Origin of the sequence: Micromonospora sp. WMMD1274 (assembly GCF_049179035.1) — a bacterium.
GTDB lineage: Bacteria > Actinomycetota > Actinomycetes > Mycobacteriales > Micromonosporaceae > Micromonospora > Micromonospora tulbaghiae.
Genome location: NZ_JBMHMG010000001.1, coordinates 974714 through 995480 on the forward strand (window position 1 = coordinate 974714; position 20767 = coordinate 995480).

14 protein-coding genes are annotated in these 20767 nt (G+C 73.7%); 6 read left to right on the forward strand and 8 right to left on the reverse strand.

Annotation, left to right across the window (positions count from 1 at the left end):
- Positions 1–76: 76 nt before the first annotated feature.
- The 7 genes from mraY to mraZ all read right to left on the reverse strand — a co-directional run bounded on the left by mraY (position 77) and on the right by mraZ (position 8762).
- Positions 77–1204: a phospho-N-acetylmuramoyl-pentapeptide-transferase gene (mraY, locus tag ACN27D_RS04025; RefSeq protein WP_120568823.1), complete on the reverse strand. Its 1128-nt coding sequence runs from the start codon at positions 1202–1204 to the stop codon at positions 77–79.
- Positions 1201–2610: a UDP-N-acetylmuramoyl-tripeptide--D-alanyl-D-alanine ligase gene (locus ACN27D_RS04030; protein WP_421498557.1), complete on the reverse strand. Its 1410-nt coding sequence runs from the start codon at positions 2608–2610 to the stop codon at positions 1201–1203. The genes mraY and ACN27D_RS04030 overlap by 4 nt, the downstream gene beginning before the upstream one ends.
- On the reverse strand, positions 2607–4169 hold the full coding sequence (locus ACN27D_RS04035; protein WP_176739787.1) for a UDP-N-acetylmuramoyl-L-alanyl-D-glutamate--2,6-diaminopimelate ligase: 1563 nt from the start codon (positions 4167–4169) through the stop codon (positions 2607–2609). The genes ACN27D_RS04030 and ACN27D_RS04035 overlap by 4 nt, the downstream gene beginning before the upstream one ends.
- 52 nt (positions 4170–4221) lie before the next feature.
- On the reverse strand, positions 4222–6435 hold the full coding sequence (locus tag ACN27D_RS04040) for a peptidoglycan D,D-transpeptidase FtsI family protein (protein ID WP_421498558.1): 2214 nt from the start codon (positions 6433–6435) through the stop codon (positions 4222–4224).
- 3 nt (positions 6436–6438) lie between these two features.
- Positions 6439–7020, reverse strand: coding sequence for a hypothetical protein (locus ACN27D_RS04045; RefSeq protein ID WP_421498559.1), 582 nt, complete (start codon positions 7018–7020; stop codon positions 6439–6441).
- Entirely contained in the window at positions 7017–8126 is a 1110-nt protein-coding gene (gene rsmH / locus ACN27D_RS04050; RefSeq protein ID WP_114921323.1) for a 16S rRNA (cytosine(1402)-N(4))-methyltransferase RsmH, read from the reverse strand. The genes ACN27D_RS04045 and rsmH overlap by 4 nt, the downstream gene beginning before the upstream one ends.
- Positions 8127–8330: 204 nt before the next feature.
- Positions 8331–8762, reverse strand: a complete 432-nt coding sequence (gene mraZ / locus ACN27D_RS04055) for a division/cell wall cluster transcriptional repressor MraZ (protein WP_013287610.1) — start codon at positions 8760–8762, stop codon at positions 8331–8333.
- Between the two features lie 355 nt (positions 8763–9117).
- Between mraZ and ACN27D_RS04060 the strand changes: the two genes are divergently transcribed.
- The 3 genes from ACN27D_RS04060 to ACN27D_RS04070 are packed head-to-tail and all read left to right on the forward strand — an operon-like array spanning position 9118 to position 11790.
- The gene (locus ACN27D_RS04060) at positions 9118–10365 is read left to right on the forward strand and encodes a MurT ligase domain-containing protein (RefSeq protein WP_013475780.1); all 1248 of its coding nucleotides are present in this window, start codon (positions 9118–9120) and stop codon (positions 10363–10365) included.
- Positions 10355–11077 (forward strand): type 1 glutamine amidotransferase, encoded by a 723-nt coding sequence (locus ACN27D_RS04065; protein WP_013475779.1) that lies wholly within the window; start codon positions 10355–10357, stop codon positions 11075–11077. Before ACN27D_RS04060 ends, ACN27D_RS04065 begins: the two co-directional genes overlap by 11 nt.
- A gap of 29 nt (positions 11078–11106) precedes the next feature.
- Positions 11107–11790 carry a TVP38/TMEM64 family protein gene (locus tag ACN27D_RS04070; RefSeq protein WP_393377631.1) on the forward strand — a complete coding sequence of 228 codons (684 nt, stop codon included), beginning with the start codon at positions 11107–11109 and terminating at the stop codon, positions 11788–11790.
- Positions 11791–11835: 45 nt separating this feature from the next.
- On the opposite strand, the gene leuS is transcribed toward ACN27D_RS04070, so the two are convergent.
- A complete protein-coding gene (gene leuS, locus ACN27D_RS04075; RefSeq protein ID WP_421498560.1) occupies positions 11836–14676 on the reverse strand; it encodes a leucine--tRNA ligase in 2841 nt (946 codons plus the stop codon).
- Between the two features lie 397 nt (positions 14677–15073).
- On the opposite strand from leuS, the gene ACN27D_RS04080 reads away from it, so the two are divergent.
- From ACN27D_RS04080 to ACN27D_RS04090, 3 genes are read left to right on the forward strand one after another with little or no spacing between them, the layout of a single operon-like run.
- A complete protein-coding gene (locus tag ACN27D_RS04080) occupies positions 15074–16129 on the forward strand; it encodes an AAA family ATPase (RefSeq protein ID WP_013287615.1) in 1056 nt (351 codons plus the stop codon).
- A 1-nt stretch (position 16130) separates the two neighbouring features.
- A complete protein-coding gene (locus ACN27D_RS04085) occupies positions 16131–17429 on the forward strand; it encodes a DUF58 domain-containing protein (RefSeq protein WP_358172646.1) in 1299 nt (432 codons plus the stop codon).
- Between the two features lie 16 nt (positions 17430–17445).
- Complete coding sequence (locus ACN27D_RS04090; protein WP_421498561.1) at positions 17446–19914, forward strand: transglutaminase TgpA family protein; 2469 nt, start codon at positions 17446–17448, stop codon at positions 19912–19914.
- Positions 19915–20767: the final 853 nt, after the last annotated feature.

A 20767-nucleotide genomic window follows, 5' to 3' on the forward strand; every position in this document is an offset into this window, starting at 1 on the left:
CCGGTCGGCGTGTCGGAACGTGAGACGGCGGGGCCCCGGTGACAATCGGGAGCCCCGCCGTGACGCGGTGGTGCGGTCAGCTCACCGCGGCGAGGAACTCGCTGTAGAACAGGCCCAGCGCGATGGCCACGCCGATACCGGCGATGATCCAGAACCGGACCACGATGTTGACCTCGCTCCAGCCGGCCAGCTCGAAGTGGTGCTGCAACGGCGACATCCGGAACACGCGCTTGCCGGTGGTGCGGAAGGAGATGACCTGGATGACCACGGACATCGTGATGATCACGAACAGGCCGCCCAGGATCGGCAGCAGCAGGATGGTCCGGGTGGACATCGCCATGCCGGCGATCAGGCCGCCCAGCCCGAGCGCGCCCGTGTCACCCATGAAGATCCGCGCCGGGGAGGTGTTCCACCACAGGAAGCCCACGCAGGCCCCGGCCGCCGCGCCGGCGATCAGCGCGATCTCCAGCGGGTCGCGCACCGTGTAGCAGTACGACTCGGTGTAGTTCGGGTCGGCGCACCAGTGCCGGTACTGCCAGAACGCGATCAGCGCGTACGCCGCGAGCACCATCACCGAGGCGCCGGTGGCCAGGCCGTCCAGGCCGTCGGTGAGGTTGACGCCGTTGGTGGCCGCCATGACCACCATGATGATGACGATCACCGCGCCGATCTTGCCGATCTCCAGCGCCGGGATGTCCCGGATGAAGCTCAGCGTGGTGCTGCCCACCGTCTCGGTGTTCGTCGCGTTGCCGCCGGCGTCGGTCATGCTCGACGGGAAGTAGACGGCCACCGCGCCGAACACGGCACCGACCAGGATCTGCCCGGCCAGCTTGCCCCGCTTGTTGAGGCCGCCGCTGTGCCGCTTGCGCACCTTCAGGAAGTCGTCGATGAAGCCGACCGCGCCGGAGAACACCATCAGCCCCAGCAGCACCAGCGCCGTGATGGTCGGCTCGACCTGGGCGATCTGCGCGTCCGGCAGCGTGGTCAGGGCAAGGTGCCCGGCGACGTACGCGATGACCGTGGCCAGGATGAAGACCACGCCGCCCATCGTCGGCGTGCCCTTCTTGCCCTCGTTGCTGGCGAGCCCGAGATTCGATCGGATCGGCTGGCCGGCCTTCAGCCGGGCGAACACCTTGATCGCGATCGGGGTGCAGAACAGCGAGATCAGGAACGCGACCCCGATGGCGACGATGACCGCCCTCATGCGGCGCCGCCCTCCGTCGCACCCGCACGGGCGTCCGCGCGCAACGCGTCGGCCACCTCCCAGGTCCGGTACCGGGAGCCCTTCACCAGCACCACGTCCCCTGGACGCAGCTCGCTCCGCAGCACCTCGACGGCCGCCGCCTGATCGGTGAGCAGCACCGACTCTCCTCCCCAGTTACCTACCGCTGTCGCGCCCTCGTGGATCGGCGCCGCCGGCTCGCCCACCACGAGCAGCCGGTCCACTCCCAGCTCGGCCGCGAGCCGGCCGACCTGCTGATGCCCCTCCCGTTCGAAGTCACCCAGCTCGGCCATGTAGCCGAGCACCGCGACGGTACGCCCGTCGCCACGCATGCTGGCCAGCGCCCGCAGCGCCACGCCGGTGGACGCCGGGTTGGCGTTGTACGAGTCGTCGATCACGGTCACCCCGTCGGGACGCTCGAAGACGTCCATCCGGCGGGTCGAGACCAGGCCCAGCTCGTTCAGCGCCGCCGCCAGGTCGGGCAGCGGCAGGCCCAGCTCCCGACCGACAGCCGCGGCGGCGAGCGAGTTGGAGACCTGGTGCCGGCCGGTCAGCCCGAGCCGCACCGGCGCGCTGCCCTCCGGCGTGACCAGGGTGTACGAGGGCCGTCCCCGGCCGTCGAGCGTCACGTCCACGGCGCGCACGTCGGCGCGCTCCGACTCGCCGTAGCGCACCACCCGGGCACCGGTACGCGACGCCATCGCGTCCACCCGCGGGTCGTCTGCGTTGAGCACCGCCAGCCCGTCGTCGGGCAGCGCCTCGACCAGTTCGCCCTTGGCGAGCGCGATGGTCTCCACCGAGCCGAACTCGCCCAGGTGCGCCACGCCCACGTTGAGCACCACGGAGATCCGCGGCGGCACCACGTCGCACAGGTAGCGGACGTGCCCGACCCCGCGGGCGCCCTTCTCCATCACCAGGTAGCGGGTCTCCGGCGTGGCCTGCAACGCGGTGTACGGGTGCCCCAGCTCGTTGTTGAACGAGCCGGGCGGCGCCACCGTCGGGCCGAGCCGCACCGCGAGCTGGGCGATCAGGTCCTTGGTGGTGGTCTTGCCGGACGAGCCGGTCAGCCCGATCACGGTCAGCCCGGGCAGCCGGTCCACCACCGCGCGGGCCAGCCGGCCCATCGCGTCGAGCGCGTCGCCGACGAGCACCATCGGCACGCCCGGCACCTCCCGGGTGCCGAGCACCGCCACCGCGCCGGCCGAGATCGCACCGGCCGCGTAGTCGTGGCCGTCGACCCGCTCGCCGGGGAAGGCGACGAACAGCCCGCCCGGGCTCACCTTGCGGGAGTCGAACTCGACGGTGCCGGTGACCCGGGCGTCCGGGTCGGCGCCGACGAGCCCGCCGTCGACGGCGGCGGCCACCTCGGCCAGCGTCAGCGGGATCACCGCTGACCCACCAGGTCGCCGAAGCGGGCGCGCAGCGCCGCCGCCAGCTCCACCCGGTCGTCGAACGGCAGCACCTCGCCGCCGATCTCCTGGCCGCGTTCCTGGCCCTTGCCCAGCACCGCCACCACGTCACCCGGTTCGGCCACCCGGACCGCCTCCTCGATCGCCGCCCGCCGCCCGGGCACCTCGATGACGCGGGCCGGGGTCGCGGCGGCGTACGCGCCGGCCAGCACCTCGGCCCGGATCGCGGCCGGGTCCTCGGTCCGCGGGTTGTCGTCGGTCACCAGCACCACGTCGGCGCCGCGCGCGGCCACGCCGCCCATCACCGGCCGCTTGCCCCGGTCCCGGTCGCCGCCGGCGCCCAGCACGCAGATCAGCCGGCCTTCGGTCAGGTCGCGCAGCGCGATGAGCACCGCCTCGATCGCGTTGGCCTTGTGCGCGTAGTCGACCACCCCGCGTACCGGCGCGTCGCCGCTGACCAGTTCCAGCCGGCCGGGCACGCCGCCGCAGGCGGCCACGCCGCGCGCCGCGGTCTCCGCGTCCACTCCGACGGCGACCAGCAGCGCCACCGCCAGCAGCGCGTTCGCGACGTTGTGCCGGCCGGGCAGCGCCACGCCGGTGGGCAGCGCCAGGCCGTCCGGCCCGTGCAGTGTGAAGCGCTGCGCGTAGCCCTCGCCGTCGATCCCGTCGGCCCACCAGGTCGCGTCCGGGTCGCCGGCCGCCGAGTAGGTGACGGTGCCCGGCTTGTGCAGCGGACGCAGCGCCGGGTCGTCGTGGTTGAGCACCTCGACCCGGCAGCGGCCGTCGAACAGCTTGGCCTTGGCCGCGAAGTAGTCCGCCTCGTCGGCGTGGAAGTCCAGGTGGTCGGAGCCGAAGTTGGTGTAGCCGCCGACGTCGAACCGGACGCCGCCGACCCGGCCCATGGCGAGGGCGTGGCTGGACACCTCCATGACCACGGTGTCCACCCCGTGCTCGCGGGCCACCGCGAGCATGGCGTGCAGGTCGGTGGCCTCCGGGGTGGTCCGGACGCTGTCGATCACCAGGTCGCCGAGGCGGGTCTCCACGGTGCCGATCAGCCCGGTGACGTGCCCGGCGGCGCGCAGCCCCGACTCGACCAGGTAGCTGGTGGAGGTCTTGCCGGCGGTGCCGGTCACCCCGATCACGGTCAGGCCGGCGGTCGGGTCGCCGTACACGGTCGCGGCCACCTCGCCGAGCGCGTCGCGCGGGTCGTCGACGACGAGCACGGGCAGGCCGGTCCCGGCGGCGAGCGCCGCGCCGGCCGGGTCGGTCAGCAGGGCCACCGCGCCCGCCTCGGCGGCGGCCGCGGCGAACTCCGCGCCGTGGCGCCGGGCGCCGGGCAGGGCGGCGTACAGGTCGCCGGGGCGTACCTCCTGGGAGGCGTGGGTCACGCCGGTGACGGCCAGTTCGGCGGCCTCCTCCGGCGGGGTCGCCGCCACGCGGGCGGCGAGGTCGCCGAGCCGTACGGGGCGCACGGTTGTGGGACGTGGATTGCCGGGCACGGCGTCAGACCCTACCCGGTCGTCCGGTTCCGACCGCACAGCCGCCCCGGTGGTTCGTCGCCACTCACCGATGATGTCCCGCCGTCCCCGCTCAGCGCGGAAAGACCTCGAACTTCGGGGACTTGTTGGTGAGCGACGGCGGTACCCGGTAGTGGCGGAGAGTGAAGCCCATCATCTCCCGGAACGCGGGCGCGGCGACCGCGCCGCCCCCGCCGCCGGGGCTCCACACGAACACGGCGACGACGTACCGGGGGTTCTCCGCCGGGGCCATGCCGATGAACGAGCCGACCTCGCCGGGCTGCTGCTTGCCGCCGTCGTAGCGCAGGCCGGTGCCGGTCTTGCCGGCCACCCGGTAGCCGGGCACGGCCGCGGCCAGCCCGGTCGCCCGGCCGTCCGGGCCGTCGACCGTGGTGACCGCCTCCATCATCTGGCGCAGCGCCGCCGCGTTGGCCGGGCTGAGCACCGAGCGGGTGGTGGGCGCCGCGGCGGGGCTGCGCTCGCCGTCCGCGCCGATGGTCTCCTTGACCAGGTGCGGCTGCACGTACGTGCCGTTGTTGGCGATGGTGGCGTAGGCGGCGGCCATCTGCAGCGGCGTGGCGTCCACGCTGTGCCCGATCGGCACCGACCCGTACGCCGAGCCGCTCCACTGGTCGGGCGGGAGCAGCCGCCCGGCCGCCTCGCCCGGCATGCCCTCGCCGGTCACCTGGCCCAGCCCGAACCGCTTCTGGTAGTCGAAGAGCCGTTCCTTGCCGAGCTTCTCGCCGATCTCGATGGTGCCGACGTTCGAGGAGAAGGCGAGCATGCCGGGGATGCTCATGGTGCGGCCGTCGACCGGGTGGGTGTCGCGGAAGGTGACCCCGCCCCTGTCGATCGTGTTGGGGACCGGGAACGCGGTGTCCGGGGTGATCACGCCCTCCTGGAGCGCGGCGCCGAAGGTGATCGCCTTGTGGATCGAGCCCGGGTCGACGACGAACGTGGTGGCCGCGTCGTCGCGGTCCGACGGCGAGGTGACCTTCGTGGGGTTGGCCGCGTCGTACGTCGGCTGGCTGGCCTGGGCCAGCACCTCGCCGCTGGGGATCTCGATGATCACCGCGGCGCCGACGCTGCCCTTCACCTTGGCGGTCTGCTTCGCCAGGATCCGCTGCGTCATGAACTGGAGGTCCCGGTCGACGGTGAGCTTCAGCGAGCTGCCCGGCTGCGGCTGGGTGGTGCGGCTGTAGCCGCCCGGGATGGGCGCGGCCAGGTCACCGAGGCCCACCTCGTAGGTCCGTTTGCCGGCCTGCCCGCGCAGCACGTCGTCGTACTTGGCCTCCAGCCCTTCCAGGCCGTTCATGTCCTGGCTGACGAAGCCGATCAGGTTGGCGGCCAGGTCGCCGCCGGGCACCTCGCGCCGCTCGTCGCGGTGCACGTTGATGCCGGCCAGGTCGAGCTCCATGATCCGCTTGGCGATCGCGATCTCCACACCGCGGGCCAGGTAGACGAACTGCAACGGGGTGTCGGTGCCGGGCAGGGTGCGCTTGCGCATCTTCTCGGCCAGGTCGGACACGGGCACGCCGAGCAGCGGGGAGAGCAGACGCGCGGTGGCGAACCGGTCCTTGACCCGGGTCGGGTCGGCGAACACGTACCGGGCCTCGACGCTGTGCGCCAGCGGCTCGCCGCTGCGGTCGAGGATCGCCCCGCGCGGGGCGGGCAGCTCGACCACGGCGAGCCGGTTGGGCAGGCCGCCGTCGGCGTACGCCGGGGTGTCCACGGTCTGGAGGTAGACCAGCCGCACGCCGATGCTGGCGAACAACGCCAGCGCCAGCACGGTGCCGAGCCGCAACCGCCGGCGCGGGTCGCCGAGTCGCGGCGGCCGGCGCGGCTTGCGTACCGGGCGGCGGGGCTGGGCGGCGGGGCGGCGCGGCTGGGACCGGCGGCGCGGCGGCGGCGCGTCCTCGTCGTCGTCGAACGGTTCCCGCACCGGCCGGGACGAGACGGTCCGCACCACGCCGGCCCGGCCGCCCGCGGCGGTGGACCGGCGGCCGGACCGGGCGCCGTCGGTCGCGGGCTCGCGCGTGCCGGCCCGCCCGGCCCGGCCGCCGTCGAGCACCTGCAACGCGGGCCGGAACGGGTCGCCGGACCGGTTGCTGCGGGGGGTACGCCGTTGCTCGGCGCCGCCGCCCTCGCGCACGGTCCGCCCGCGCGGGGTGTACGCGCGGGCGTCGGAGATCCCGCCGAGGCCCGGCTCGCGCGGCTCCGACCCCCGCGACGATCCGCGCCGGGAGCCCGTGGCGTCCCGGCGCGGATCATCCGATCTCGGCGGCATGACTCAGCCTCCGTTGCCCTGCTGGCTGGTGACCGACGGGGCGCCCTGCGCGGGGTGCGGCACCCCGATGGTCTGCCCGTCCGGCAGCCGGATGTAGGCCGGGTCCTCGGACTCGACCAGGCCGAGCCGCCGGGCGTTGGCGGTCAGGTTGCCGGGCGCCTTCTGCTCGGCGATCTCCTTCTTCAGCTCCTGCTCGTCCACGTCCAGCTTGGCCTGCTGCTGGTGGAGCTTCTCCAGCTTGAACGCGTTCTCGTTGATCTTGGTGTTGACCGCCAGGATGCCCAGGACCCCACCGACCACCAGCACCAGGATCAGCGCGACGAACGGAGCCCGGGGCACCCGGATCGGCGCCGGCGGGGCGACCCGCAGGCGCGGCGTGGGCGCACCGGTGACCCGGGTGCGCTCGGCCGGCCGCAGGGCGGCGCTGCCCTGCGTCGGGAACTCGCGCGCCCCCCGGGCGCGAGTCGCCTCCCGGCGGTCGGTCGCCGTCGTGTCCCGCGTGGTGCGCTGCGCCGCGGTCCGGCCCCCCGACCGCGGTGCGCGCTGCCCGACGGCTCCCCGGCCGTCGCGCTTCTCGACGTTCATGTCCCCTCCCCCTCCTCGTCCGTCCCGTTCGCGTCCCCCGGGGCCGACGCGGGGTCCTTGCCGGACCCCGGTGACCCCGTCCCCGGTTGGTGCATCGCCTTCACCCGGCGGCGGTACCGTTCGCGGTCGGTACGCCCCTGCCGGGCCGCCTCCGGGTCGAGCCGTTCCGCGGCCCGCAGCCGCACCGAGGCGGCACGCGGGTTCGCGGCCACCTCCGCCTCCCCGGGCAGCTCGGCGCCCCGGCTCAACAGCCGGAACGTCGGGCCCGACCCGGGCAGCTCGACCGGGAGGTCGACCGGGCCCTTACTGCGGACCCGGTCGGCGAGCGCCTGCTTGGTGAGCCGGTCCTCCAGCGAGTGGTAGGACAGGACCACCATGCGGCCGCCCACTGTGAGCTTGTCCAGAGCAGCCGGCAGCGCCGTCTCCAGCGCTGCCAGTTCTCTGTTTACCTCGATCCGTAAAGCCTGAAACGTTCTCTTTGCCGGGTGTCCACCGGTTCGTCGGGCCGGTGCCGGAATGGCGTCCCGCACCAGCTCGGCCAGCCGGGCCGACGACGTGATCCGGGCGCGCTCCCGTTCCCGGATAATCGCCGAGGCGATCTTCCCGGCGAACTTCTCCTCGCCGTACACCCGCAGCAGGCGGGCCAGGTCCGGGTGGGAGTAGGTGTTGACCACCTCCTCGGCGGTCACCCCCCGGGTCTGGTCCATCCGCATGTCCAGCGGCGCGTCCTGCGCGTACGCGAACCCGCGGTCGGGCGCGTCCAGTTGCAGGGACGAAACGCCGAGGTCGAACAGCACCCCGTCGATCGCCGGGTAACCGAGCCGGTCGAGCACCTCGGGCAGCTCGTCGTAGACGGCGTGCTCCAGGTGGATCCGGTCGGCGAACCGGGCCAGGCGGACCCGCGCGTGGGCGAGCGCCTCGGTGTCCCGGTCCAGGCCGATCAGCACCGTGTCCGGATGCGCCGAGAGCACCGCCTCGGCGTGCCCGGCCAGGCCGAGCGTGGCGTCGACGTGCACGGTGCGACCGGGCCGGCCCAGTGCGGGGGCCAGCAGCTCGAGACACCGCTCGAGCAGCACCGGCACGTGCGTGCCGCGTAGCTCCCCCATCTCGACCCCCACCCCGTTCGCCAACCGTTCCGTCATGTGTCCGTCGTCGCCACGACGCCTCGCCATACCGCCAGATCCCCATCCGCTCCCGCCCGCCGGAGGCCGCGGCCCTCCGTGTCGGATCGTGCGCCTGGCACCGGGGAAGGGGTGCCAGGAACTCGAAAGCGGCTGGAGATCTCGCAGTACGTCGGGCGCCGTCACGCCCTACAGACCGCCGGGCAGCACCCCCTCCTCGATGTCGGCGAAGTCGTCTTCGCTCTCCGCGAGGTAGGCCTCCCAGGCCGCCTTGTCCCAGATCTCCACCCGGGTGCTCGCTCCGATCACGACCAGATCCCGGTCCAGTGCCGCGTACGACCGCAGGTGGCCGGGAATGGTGACCCGCCCCTGCTTGTCCGGCACCTCGTCGTGCGCGCTGGCGAAGAAGACCCGGCTGTAGGCCCGGGCCGCCTTGCTCGTCATCGGCTGCGCGCGCAACTGGTCCGCGATCCGCTGGAACTCGGGCATCGGGAAGACGTAGAGGCAGCGCTCCTGCCCTTTGGTGATCACGACACCCCCCGCCAGTTCGTCCCGGAACTTCGCCGGCAGGATCAACCGGCCTTTGTCGTCCAAGCGCGGAGTGTGGGTGCCGAGGAACATCGGCCCAACCCCCTCGCCCTGAGCGGCGTTCGCGGCGCCGCTGACCCCCCGGGCCGGTGTGGCCCTCCCGGCCTCACCATCGCGCCCCACTCTACTCCACTTCCCTCCACCTGCAACCAGAATCGCCCGCGCGGCGTGGCGTTTCCGCGCGCAAAACCGCACGTCAACGCGGGTGGGGCGGAGTGGAGGGGGTGGGGCGCGCCCCACACCGTCCGCTACCCGACATCGACCGCCGCCGTCCGGCCCCGCGCGCTCCGGCCGTCCGCCGGGTCCTCCCCGGCCGAACGGTTCGCCGTCGGCGGCGATCTGGCGGAGGTGGTGGTCCGGTAACCTCGCTCGGGTGACGGACGCGAAGATGCCCTTGCGGGCAAAGGTGGCCAGCTCCGTGTCGCGCACCGCCGCGGCGCTGTCGCGGGCCGCGGGTCGTGGCGACGGCTCGGTGATCGGCGGCTGGATCGGCCTCAAGATCGACCCGGACCTGCTCGCCCATCTCTCGGCCGGGCGCGCCATCGCCCTGGTGTCCGGCACCAACGGCAAGACCACCACCACCCGGCTCACCACCGCCGCGGTCGGCGTGCTGGGCCGGGTCGCCACCAACTCCTTCGGCGCGAACATGCCCACCGGCCACACCTCGGCGCTCGCCAAGGCCGGCAGCACGCCGTACGCGGTGCTGGAGGTGGACGAGCACTACCTCGCCCAGGTGCTGGAGGCGACCGAGCCGCACGTGGTGGCGCTGCTCAACCTCTCCCGCGACCAGCTCGACCGCGCCAAGGAGGTCGCCATGATGGCGCAGCTCTGGCGCGCCGCCCTGGTCCGGCACCCGCGGATCCGGGTGGTCGCCAACGCCGACGACCCGATGGTGGTGTGGGCCGCCTGCCCGCCGGCCGACCCGGCGCAGGGTCACGTGCCGCCGCACGTCACCTGGTTCAGCGCCGGGCAGCGCTGGCACGACGACTCCTGGGTCTGCCCCGAGTGCGGCTCCACCATCCAGCGCTCCGGCGAGCAGTGGTGGTGCACCGGCTGCCCGCTGCGCCGCCCCGAGCCGAACTGGACGGTCGAGGACGACGGCGTGCTCGACCCCACCGGCGCCTGGCACAAGATCCGGCTCCAGCTCCCCGGCAAGGTCAACCTCGGCAACGCGGCCACCGCCCTGGCCGTCGCCGCCGAGTTCGGCGTACGCCCGGTGGACGCGGTGTCCCGGCTCGGCACCGTCACCTCGGTGGCCGGCCGCTACGCCCAGGTTGACCGCGACGGGCGCAACATCCGGCTGCTGCTGGCGAAGAACCCGGCGAGCTGGCTGGAGGCGTTCGACATGGCCGACGTCGCGCCGACACTGCTGTCCATCAACGCCCGCGACCCCGACGGGCTGGACACCTCCTGGCTGTTCGACGTGGACTTCTCCCCGCTGACCGGCCGGCAGGTGCTGATCACCGGCGACCGGGCGTACGACCTGGCGGTGCGGTTGGAGGTCAACGGCGTGCCGTTCCGGCACGTACGCAGCTTCGACGAGGCCGTCCGCGCCGTGCCGCCGGGCCGGCTGGAGGTCATCGCCAACTACACCGCCTTCCAGGACATCCGAGCGGAGCTGGACCGTGTCAACTGAGAGCCTGCGCATCGTCTGGATCTATCCCGACCTGCTGTCCACGTACGGCGACCGGGGCAACGCGCTGATCCTGGCCCGCCGGGCCCAGCTGCGCGGCATGCCGGTCGAGGTGCTGGAGGTCCGCTCCGACCAGCGGCTGCCCGCCACCGCCGACATCTACCTGATCGGCGGCGGCGAGGACGGCCCGCAGGCGCTCGGCGCCCAGCGCCTGATCGCCGACGGCGGCCTGCACCGGGCGGTGGCCCAGGGTTCGGTGGTGTTCGGCGTCTGCGCCGGCTACCAGCTTCTCGGCACCTCCTTCTTCGCCAAGGGCACCCGCTGCGCCGGCCTGGAGCTGCTCGACCTCTCCTCCGACCGCGGCCCCACCCGGGCGGTGGGCGAGCTGGCCGGTGAGGTCGACCCGCGGCTGGGCATCCCGCACCTGTCCGGGTTCGAGAACCACGGCGGCCGCACCCACCTCGGCCCGGGCGTGTCCCCGCTGGCCCGGGTCACCACCGGCGTCGGCAACGACGGGGCCACCGAGGGCGCGTGGCGGGGCAAGCTGCTCGGCACCTACTCGCACGGGCCGGCGCTGGCCCGCAACCCGGACCTGGCCGACCTGCTGCTGCGCTGGGCGACCGGCATCCACCAGCTCCCCCCGCTCGACGACACCTGGGCCGACCGCCTCCGCTCCGAGCGCCGCGCCGCGGTGGCCGCCGCACCGAGGCCGTGACCGACGCCGCCCGGCCGGGGCGGCGACCGGTGGCCCGCCGGCTCGCCGGGTTGCTGCGGCAGCCCTCGGCGCGCCGGTTCGGGCTGCTCCTGCTGCTGCTCGCCGGGTTCGGCGTGACGCTGCTGCTGGTGCCCCGGCCGGACCCGGCCGACCTGCCCCGGCTCGCCGACTCGCTCGGCGGCTACGGTCCGCCCGCGGCGGTGGTCGGCGGCGCGCTGCTGCTGGTGGCGCTGGTGCCGCGGACGTTCGTCACGCTGGCCGCGGGCGCGATCTTCGGCCCGGTGCAGGGCGCCGCGTACGCGCTCGGCGCGGCACTGCTCGCGGCGGCCATCGGCTTCACGGTGGGCCGGATGCTCGGCCGCGACTTCGTCGCCGAGCGGGTACGCGGACGGCTGGCCCGCCTCGACGGCTGGTTCGCCCGGCAGAGCGTCTTCGGCGTGGTGACCGTACGGCTGCTGCCGATCGCCGGGTTCGGTCTGGTCAGCTACGGCTACGGCACCACCGCCGCCCGGGTGCTGCCGTTCCTGGCCGGCAGCGTGATCGCCTCCGCCCCGACCGCCATCGGCTACGCGGCGCTCGGCGCGGCCGTGACCACGCCCGGTTCGATCAACTGGTACGCGGCCGCGCCGGCCAGCCTCGGCCTGATCGCCAGCGTGCTGATCATCCACCGCTGGTGGCGGGCGGAACGGCGGCGCCGGTCCGAGCCGGCATGACCGGCGGTGGGCGCGTCCCCGATGTGGACACGCCCACCGGCCGGGTCAGGCGACGACCGAGACCATCCGGCCCTTCACCACGATCACCTTGCGCGGCTCCTTGCCGGCCAGCGTGCCCGCGACCGCCTCCAGCGCCGTCGCGCGGACGGTCTCCTCGGTCGCGTCGGCCGGCACCTCGATCCGGCCGCGGACCTTGCCGTTGACCTGCACCGGGTACGTGACCGACTCGGCCACCAGCAGGGCCGGGTCGGCGACCGGGAAGTCGGCGTACGCCAGCGAGGTGCCGTGGCCCAGCTTGCGCCACAGCTCCTCGGCCATGTGCGGGGCGAACGGGGCGACCATCAGCACCAGCGGCTCGGCCACCTCGCGTGGGGTACGCGCCAGCCGGGTCAGGCCGTTGGTCAGCTCGATCAGCTTGGCGATGGCGGTGTTGAACCGGATCCCGTCCATGTCGGCGCGGACCCCGTCGATCGCCTTGTGCAGCAGCCGCCGGGTCGCCTCGTCGGCCGGCTCGTCGGTGACCCGCAGCTCACCGGTCTGCTCGTCGACGACGCTGCGCCAGACCCGCTGCAGGAACCGGTACGAGCCGACGACCGCCCGGGTCTCCCACGGGCGGGACACCTCCAGCGGGCCCATCGACATCTCGTACACCCGGAACGTGTCCGCGCCGTACGCCGCGCACATGTCGTCCGGGGTGACCACGTTCTTCAGCGACTTGCCCATCTTGCCGTACTCGCGCCGGACCTCGGTCTCGCCGTGGAACCAGCGGCCGTCGACCTCGACGACCTCCTCGGCGGGCACGTACGCGCCGCGCGCGTCGACGAACGCGTACGCCTGGATCATGCCCTGGTTGAACAGGCGGCGGAACGGCTCGAACGACGAGACGTGGCCCAGGTCGTACAGCACCTTGTGCCAGAAGCGCGCGTACAGCAGGTGCAGCACGGCGTGCTCGGCGCCGCCGACGTACAGGTCGGTGCCCCCGCAGTCGCCGTCGCGGCGCGGACCCATCCAGTACGCCTCGTTCTCCGGGTCGGCGAAGCGCTGCGAGTCGGTCGGGTCCAGGTAGCGCAGCTCGTACCAGCAGGAGCCGGCCCACTGCGGCATCACGTTGGTCTCGCGGGTGTAGCGCTTGGGCCCGTCGCCCAGGTCCAGCTCGACCTCGACCCAGTCGCGCCGCCGTGACAGCGGCGTCTCCGGGTTGCTGTCGGCGTCGTCGGCGTCGAACGTCTTCGGCGAGAAGTCCTCCACCTCGGGCAGCTCGACCGGCAGCATCGACTCGGGCAGCGCGATCGGCGCGCCGGTGGAGTCATAGACGATCGGGAACGGCTCGCCCCAGTAACGCTGCCGGGAGAACAGCCAGTCGCGCAGCCGCCAGGTGACCGCGCCGGCGCCGTGCCCGTTGGCCTCCAGCCACTCGATGATCCTCGCCTTGGCCTCGGTCACGCCCAGGCCGTCCAGGTCGATGCCGCGCTCCGGCGCGGCGCTGTTGATCGCCGGGCCGTCACCGGTGTACGCCTTGCCGTCGAAGCCCTCCGGCGGCTGCACGGTCCGCACGATCGGCAGCTCGAAGACCTCGGCGAAGTCCCAGTCCCGCTCGTCCTGCGCGGGCACCGCCATGATCGCGCCGGTGCCGTACCCGGCCAGCACGTAGTCGGCGATGAAGATCGGGATCTGCCCGCCGGTCACCGGGTTGGTGGCGTAGGCGCCGACGAAGACGCCGGTCTTCTCCTTGCTGTCCGCCTGCCGCTCCACGTCCGTCTTGGCCGCGGCGGCCTTCCGGTACGCCTCGACGGCCGCGCGCGGGCCGGCGTGCCCGCCGGTCCAGGCGTCCCGGGTGCCCTCCGGCCAGGTGGCCGGCGTCAGCACGTCGACCAGCTCGTGCTCGGGCGCCAGCACCATGTAGGTGGCGCCGAAGACGGTGTCCGGCCGGGTGGTGAACACCCGCACCGGGGCCGCCTCGGTCGGGAAGTCGATGTGCGCGCCGGTCGACCGGCCGATCCAGTTGCGCTGCTGCAGCTTGATCGGCTCCGGCCAGTCCAGCGTGTCCAGATCCTCCAGCAGCCGGTCCCCGTACGCGGTGATCCGCATCATCCACTGCTTCAGGTTGCGCTTGAAGACCGGGAAGTTGCCGCGCTCGGAACGGCCGTCGGCGGTGACCTCCTCGTTGGCCAGCACGGTGCCCAGCCCCGGGCACCAGTTCACCGGCGCCTCCGAGACGTACGCCAGGCGGTGGTCGTCGACGATGCGCCGCCGCTCCCCCACGGACAGCTCGGCCCACGGACGTCCGTCCGGGGTGGCGCGGGTGCCGCCCTCGAACTCGGCGATCAGCTCGGCGATCGGCCGGGCCTTGCGCGCGTCCGCGTCGTACCAGGAGTTGAAGATCTGCAGGAAGATCCACTGGGTCCAGCGGTAGAAGTCGGTGTCGATGGTCGCCACCGAACGCCGCTCGTCGTGGCCCAGCCCCAGCCGGCGCAGCTGCGCCCGGTACCGCTCGATGTTGGCCTCGGTGGTGGTCCGGGGGTGGGTGCCGGTCTGCACCGCGTACTGCTCGGCGGGCAGGCCGAACGCGTCGAAGCCCATCGCGTGCAGCACGTTGCGCCCGGCCATCCGCTGGTAGCGGGCGTAGCAGTCGGTGCCGATGTAGCCCAGCGGGTGGCCGACGTGCAGGCCGGCGCCGGACGGGTACGGGAACATGTCCAGCACGTACAGCTTCTCGGCGCCCGCGCGCGGGTGGCCCGGGTCGGCCAGCGGACCGGCCGGGTTCGGCGCGTGGAAGGTGCCCTCCCGCTCCCAGGTGTCCTGCCAGCGGTGCTCGATCTCGTCGGCCAGGGCGGCGGTGTACCGGAACGGGGGGATGTCGGTCGCCGGTGCGGCTGCCTCACTCATGGCGTCTCCTCGGCGCGGATCGATTCGAAAAAATTGTGGGCGGTCTGCTGCGGGCACAAAAAAGCCCCTCGCGCAGGAGGGGCGGCCGTGCTGTCGCGCGTTCAGCGCATCAACACGGCTCGGTAAGAAGCAGGAAGAACCCGGCCATGCAGGCAGTGTACCTCGCACCCCTCGGCGGCGGCGCGCCCGTTCCACGCGCGGCGGCCGATCCCCCGGTCCGGCGAATATTCCGGGCGTAACCGACCGACCACCTGCGGGAGTCGGCAGTAACGACAAACATGGTTAGCCTGAGAGACCAATGAGATTTCTGCGGCAGACGAGGCTCGGCGTCGCGAACCCAACGGCGGGTCCAGGTGCTCTATAAAGAGCTGCCGTCCAGGCGACGAGGAGGAGGCCCGTGACACAACAGACCTGGGACGAGGTGGGCGGTCTGCTGCCGCACGACGAGTTCCGCGCCGCCAGCGAGGCCATCGTGGCCAACATCGAGCAGGTCATCGAGGGCAAGACCGCCACCGTCCGGCTCGCCCTGGCGGTGCTGCTGGCCGAGGGTCACCTGCTCATCGAGGACGTGCCCGGCGTCGGCAAGACCAAGCTCGCCAAGGCGATGGCCCGGTCCATCGACTGCTCGGTCCGGCGGATCCAGTTCACCCCCGACCTGCTTCCCAGCGACGTCACCGGCGTCAGCGTCTACAACCAGGAGACGCACGACTTCGAGTTCCGCCCCGGCGCGGTCTTCGCCAACCTGGTGGTCGGCGACGAGATCAACCGGGCCTCGCCGAAGACCCAGTCGGCGCTGCTGGAGTGCATGGAGGAGCGGCAGGTCACCGTCGACGGGGTCACCTACCAGTTGCAGACGCCGTTCATGGTGATCGCGACGCAGAACCCGATCGAGATGGAGGGCACCTACCCGCTGCCCGAGGCGCAGCGCGACCGGTTCACCGCCCGCATCGCGATGGGCTACCCGGACCCGCGCGCCGAGCTGGCCATGCTCGACGGGCACGGCGCCACCGACCCGCTGCCGGGCCTGCGGCCGGTCTCCGACGCGGCCACCGTCCGCCGGCTGATCGGCCACGTCCGGCAGGTGCACGTCGCCGACGCCGTCAAGCAGTACGCGATCGACCTGGTCACCGCCACCCGGGAGGCGCCCGACCTGCGGCTCGGCGCGTCCCCGCGGGCCACGCTCCAGCTGCTGCGCACCGCCCGCGCGGTGGCCGCCCTGGAGGGTCGCGACTACGTCCTGCCGGACGACCTCCAGGTGCTCGCGGTGCCGGTGCTGGCGCACCGGATCATCCCCACCGCGGACGCGCAGCTGGCCCGGCGCACCACCGACGCGATCGTCTCCGAGCTGGTGCACCGCCTGCCGCTGCCGCACGACCGGCAGCGCTCGCCGTACGACACCCGGCCCGGCGGCGGCAACAACGGCCGCGGGCCGTACGAGCCGCGGAGGCCGTGACGTGCGTGACGGCCTGCGTGGGCTGACCACCCGCGGCCGCTCCTTCCTGGCGGCCGCGGTGGCCGCGGCGATCTCCGCCGGCATCCTGGGCGAGAAGGACCTGCTCCGGGTGGCGGTCCTGCTCGCCGTGCTGCCGCTGCTGGCCGCCGCGTACGTCGGGCGCAGCCGGTACAAGCTGGCCTGCAACCGGTCGCTGGAGCCGCACCGGGTGCCGGTCGGCGCCAGCTCCCGGGTGGTGCTGCGGCTGCAGAACCTGTCCCGGCTGCCCACCGGCACGCTGCTGCTGGAGGACCGCCTGCCGTACGCGCTGGGCAGCCGGCCCCGGGTGGTGCTGGAGCGGCTCGGCGCGCACCAGGCCAGCTCCGTGGCGTACACGGTCCGCGCGGACGTGCGCGGCCGCTACGAGGTGGGGCCGCTGGTGATCCGGCTGACCGACCCGTTCGGGCTGTGCGAGCTGACCCGGTCGTTCCCCAGCACCGACCACCTCACGGTGATCCCGCAGGTCACCCCGCTGCCCGCGGTACGGCTGCCGGGTGAGTACGCCGGCAGCGGCGACAGCCGGGCCCGCTCGGTGGCGGTGCACGGCGAGGACGACGCCGCCACCCGGGAGTACCGGATGGGCGACGACCTGCGCCGGGTGCACTGGAAGTCCACCGCCCGCACCGGTGAGCTGATGGTGCGCCGCGAGGAGCAGCCGTGGGAGAGCCGGGCGACGGTGGTGCTCGACACCCGCGCCGCCGGGCACCGGGGCGAGGGCCCCACGGCAAGCTTCGAGTGGGCGGTCTCGGCCGCCGCCAGCATCGCCGTGCACCTGCGCGAGGCCGGCTACAAGCTGCGGCTGGTCACCGGCAACGGCGCCGACGTCGGGGCCACCGAGGCCGGCGGCGAGGGACTGCTGCTCGACCACCTCGCCGACGTGCACCTGGACCGGCGCGGCGAGATCACCACGCTGGTGCAGCAGATCCGGCAGCGCGCCGACGGCGGTCTGATCATCGCGCTGCTCGGCACGCTCGGCACCGCCGAGGCGGAGCTGCTGGCCGGGCTGCGCGGCAACGGCGCCACCTGTGTGGCGTTCCTGCTCGACAGCAACACCTGGCTCAACCTCCCGCCGAACGCCCGGACCGAGGCGGAGCGGGCGCACGGCGCCGCCGCGCTCGCACTGCTGCAGAGCGGCTGGCGGGTCATCGGGGTGGAGCACGGCACCCGACTGCCGATGCTGTGGCCGCAGGCCGGGCGGGGCTCGCAGGGCTTCGCGCTGCGGGCGGCCATGGCCGAGACGGTGGCCGGCGGACGGCGATGACCGGAAGGATGGTCCTGTGACCCCGCACCGCAACATCGGTTTCGTCGCCGCGGCGGCGACGCTGCTGGCGGCGGCCCCGCTGTCGGCGATCTTCGAACGCTGGACCTGGCTGATCCAGGCCGCCGTCGTGGTCGCCGTGGTGGCCGGCTCGGCCGCGTTGAGCCGCCTGGGCCGGATGCCGCTGTGGGGGCAGGTGCTGGCCATGCTGGCCGGGCTGACCCTGGGCCTGACGTGGGTCTTCCCCGGTGGCACCGAACTGCTCGCGTTCGTGCCGACCCCGGCCACGTTCGGGCACTTCGGCGACCTGCTCCAAACGTCGTTGCAGGACATGCGCTCGTACGGCGTGAAGGTGCCGGACGTCGACTCGCTGCTGTTCCTCGCGGTCCTCGGCATCGGCGCGGTCGCCGTGGTCGTGGACGTGCTCGCGGTCGGGTTGCGCCGGCCCGCGCTGGCCGGCCTGCCGATGCTCGCCATCTACTCGGTGCCGGTCGCGGTGTACGTGGACAGCGTCCCGGCCACCCCGTTCGTGGTGGGCGCCGCCGGTTACCTCTGGCTGCTGGTCACCGACAACGTCGACCGGGTACGCCGGTTCGGCCGCCGGTTCACCGGCGAGGGACGCGACGTGGACGTCTGGGAGGCGTCCCCGCTGGCCGCGGCCGGCCGGCGGCTCGCCGTGGTCGGCGTGATCGCGGCGGTGGCGCTGCCGCTCGCAGTGCCCGGGATGACCGGCGGGCTGCTGAACAACGTCGGCGCCGGGCCCGGCGAGGGCAACGGACGGCCGGGCCAGGGCGGCAGCTCGGGCCGGGTCGACCTGTTCGCGGCGCTCAGCGGCCAGCTCAACCAGAGCGAAGTGATCGACCTGGTCAAGGTCAGCACCAACGAGGCGACCCCGTTCTACCTGCGCCTGGGCGTGGTCGACGACCTGCGGCCCAGCGGCTTCCAGGCACGTGTGCCCACCGGGAGGTCGGTCGCCCGTGCGCTGGCCGACCCGGGCGACGACGCCCCGCGCGGCGTCGACCGGCAGCGCTACCGCGCCACCGTCGAGGTGACGAAGAACCTGAACATGCCGTTGCTGCCGGTCTACGCCGAGCCGACCAAGGCCGACGACCTCAACGGCAACTGGCTGTACGACCCGAACCAGCAGGTCGTCTTCTCCAACCGGGACAACGCCCGCGGCAAGAGCTACTCGTTCGACTACGTCCGGTCCACCTTCAGCCCGGCGGCGCTGCGCGCGGCCCCGTCGCTGCCCTCGGACAGCCCGGTGATGCGGCAGCAGACCGAGCGGCCGTCCGTCCCGGCGGTCGAGGAGCTGGTCGCGGAGCTGGTCAAGGGCAAGTCGAACAACTACGACAAGGTCCGGGCGATCTACGACTACTTCTCCGTGGAGAACGGCTTCACCTACTCGCTGTCCACCCGCAACGGCAGCAGCGGGGAGGACATCACCGACTTCCTCGCCACCAAGGTCGGCTACTGCCAGCAGTACGCCGCAGCAATGGCCTGGCTGGTCCGGGCCGCCGGCATCCCGGCCCGGGTCGCGGTCGGGTTCAGCAACGGCAGCAAGGCCGACGGCGACGCGTACGTGCTGACCAACCGCAACCTGCACGCCTGGACCGAGGTCAACTTCGGTCCCGCGATCGGCTGGGTGCCGTTCGACGCCACCCCGGCGGCGGCCGTGCCGGGCTCGGTCCGCTCGGCGTGGGCGCCGGACATCGACGCCCCCGAGGAGACCACCCCCTCGACCGGCAGCACCAGCGCTCCCGACGCGGCCGGCCCGTCGGCCGGGCCGAACGAGGCGGACCGGCTCGACAAGGACACCGACCAGGGCCTGGCGCTGAACCAGGGCGGCCCCGCCGAGGAGAGCCCGGTCTGGCCGTGGTGGCTGGCCGGTGTGCTGGTGCTGCTGGCGCTGCTCGCCGTACCGGCCCTGCGCCGCTCCGCCCTGCGCCGCCGCCGGCGCGTCCGCGCGGTCGCGCCCGCGGCCACCGCGCTGCCGGTGCCGGGCCAGCGCGGCGAGACACGGCCGGTCGTGGTCGGCGTGGACGCCGAGGCGGCCCGCGCCGACGCGCACGCCGCCTGGGACGAACTGCTCGACACGCTCGTCGACTTCCACGTCCGCGTCGACCCCACGGAGACCCCACGGGCCACCGCCGAGCGGCTGGCCCGGGAGGCGCTCGCCGAGAGGGGGGACGCCGCGACCGGGGTACGCCTGCTCGGCCGCGCCGAGGAACGCGCCCGGTACGCCCGTGACCCGCTGACCGACGCCGGGTTGCCGGCGGCGCTGCGCACGGTCCGGGGCGCGCTGGCGGCGGGCGCGGATCGCCGTACCCGGCTGCTGGCCGCGCTGCTGCCGCCGTCGGTGCTGCAACGCTGGCGTACCGGTCTGGCGGAGCGGTCGGCCCGGGTGGTCACCACGAGCGGTCAGATCCGGCAGCAGATGACGCGCTGGAGCCCTCGCCGCCTCCTGGCCGGCCGCCCCGCCCGCTGACACTCCCCTCCCCGCCCGCCTGCCGCCCTCCTGCCCTCCTGCCCTTCCGCCCCCGCCCCTCCCGCCCTCTCATCGTTGATCAAGGAGTTTGTGTCCAGTTCCAGCCCCGCTGACGACACGAACTCCTTGATCACCGCTTCTGGGCCGCCGCCCCCGCCCGGACGCACGCGAGATCTTGGTACGAAACGGCCCTCATAGGGGCGCTTTCGTACCAAGATCTACGGCGGCGCCGGAATATGGGCGGTGAATCCCGCCTGCCGGGCGGCGCGTGATTGAGGGGACGGACGGGCTGGGCAGCCCGCCGCCGCGGCGGTGGCGGTGAGCGCGTTGTTCGCCCAGTCCGTGGTGATCCGCGATCTTGCAGTCCGGGCCCGGGCGAACGGGACATTCGGGGGCACAGCTCGGGCCGAAGATGCAAGATCGCGCGGGAGACATCGGGGCGCGGCGCGGGCCGGAAGTGCAAGATCGCGCGGGAGACACGCGAGGAAGGCATTCGGGGCACGGTTCGGGCCGGGAGTGCAAGATCGCGTGGGAGTGGGCCGTTTGGGCTACGGCAGGTGGCCGGGCCGCTCGGGCAGGTGGTGTCACGTTGAGGCGGGGAAGCTCTACGGTGACAGCCCGGGTGGGGTGCGAACCGTGCGCGCATCAACGTGCTGACGGAGGCGCGGCGGTGTCCACGGGAGGCGGACCGCGACGTGGTGCCGCCGCGGCGGGACGGTGAACTCGATTTCGGGCACGACTGAGCGAGCGCCCTCGCCCGCGTGCGCCACGGCGACCGGCAGCAGGTCGCCCCGGCGGCGCTTGCCGCCTGCTACGGAGGCGCCGCCGGTTTCCCGCCCCGGTTCAGGGGCGG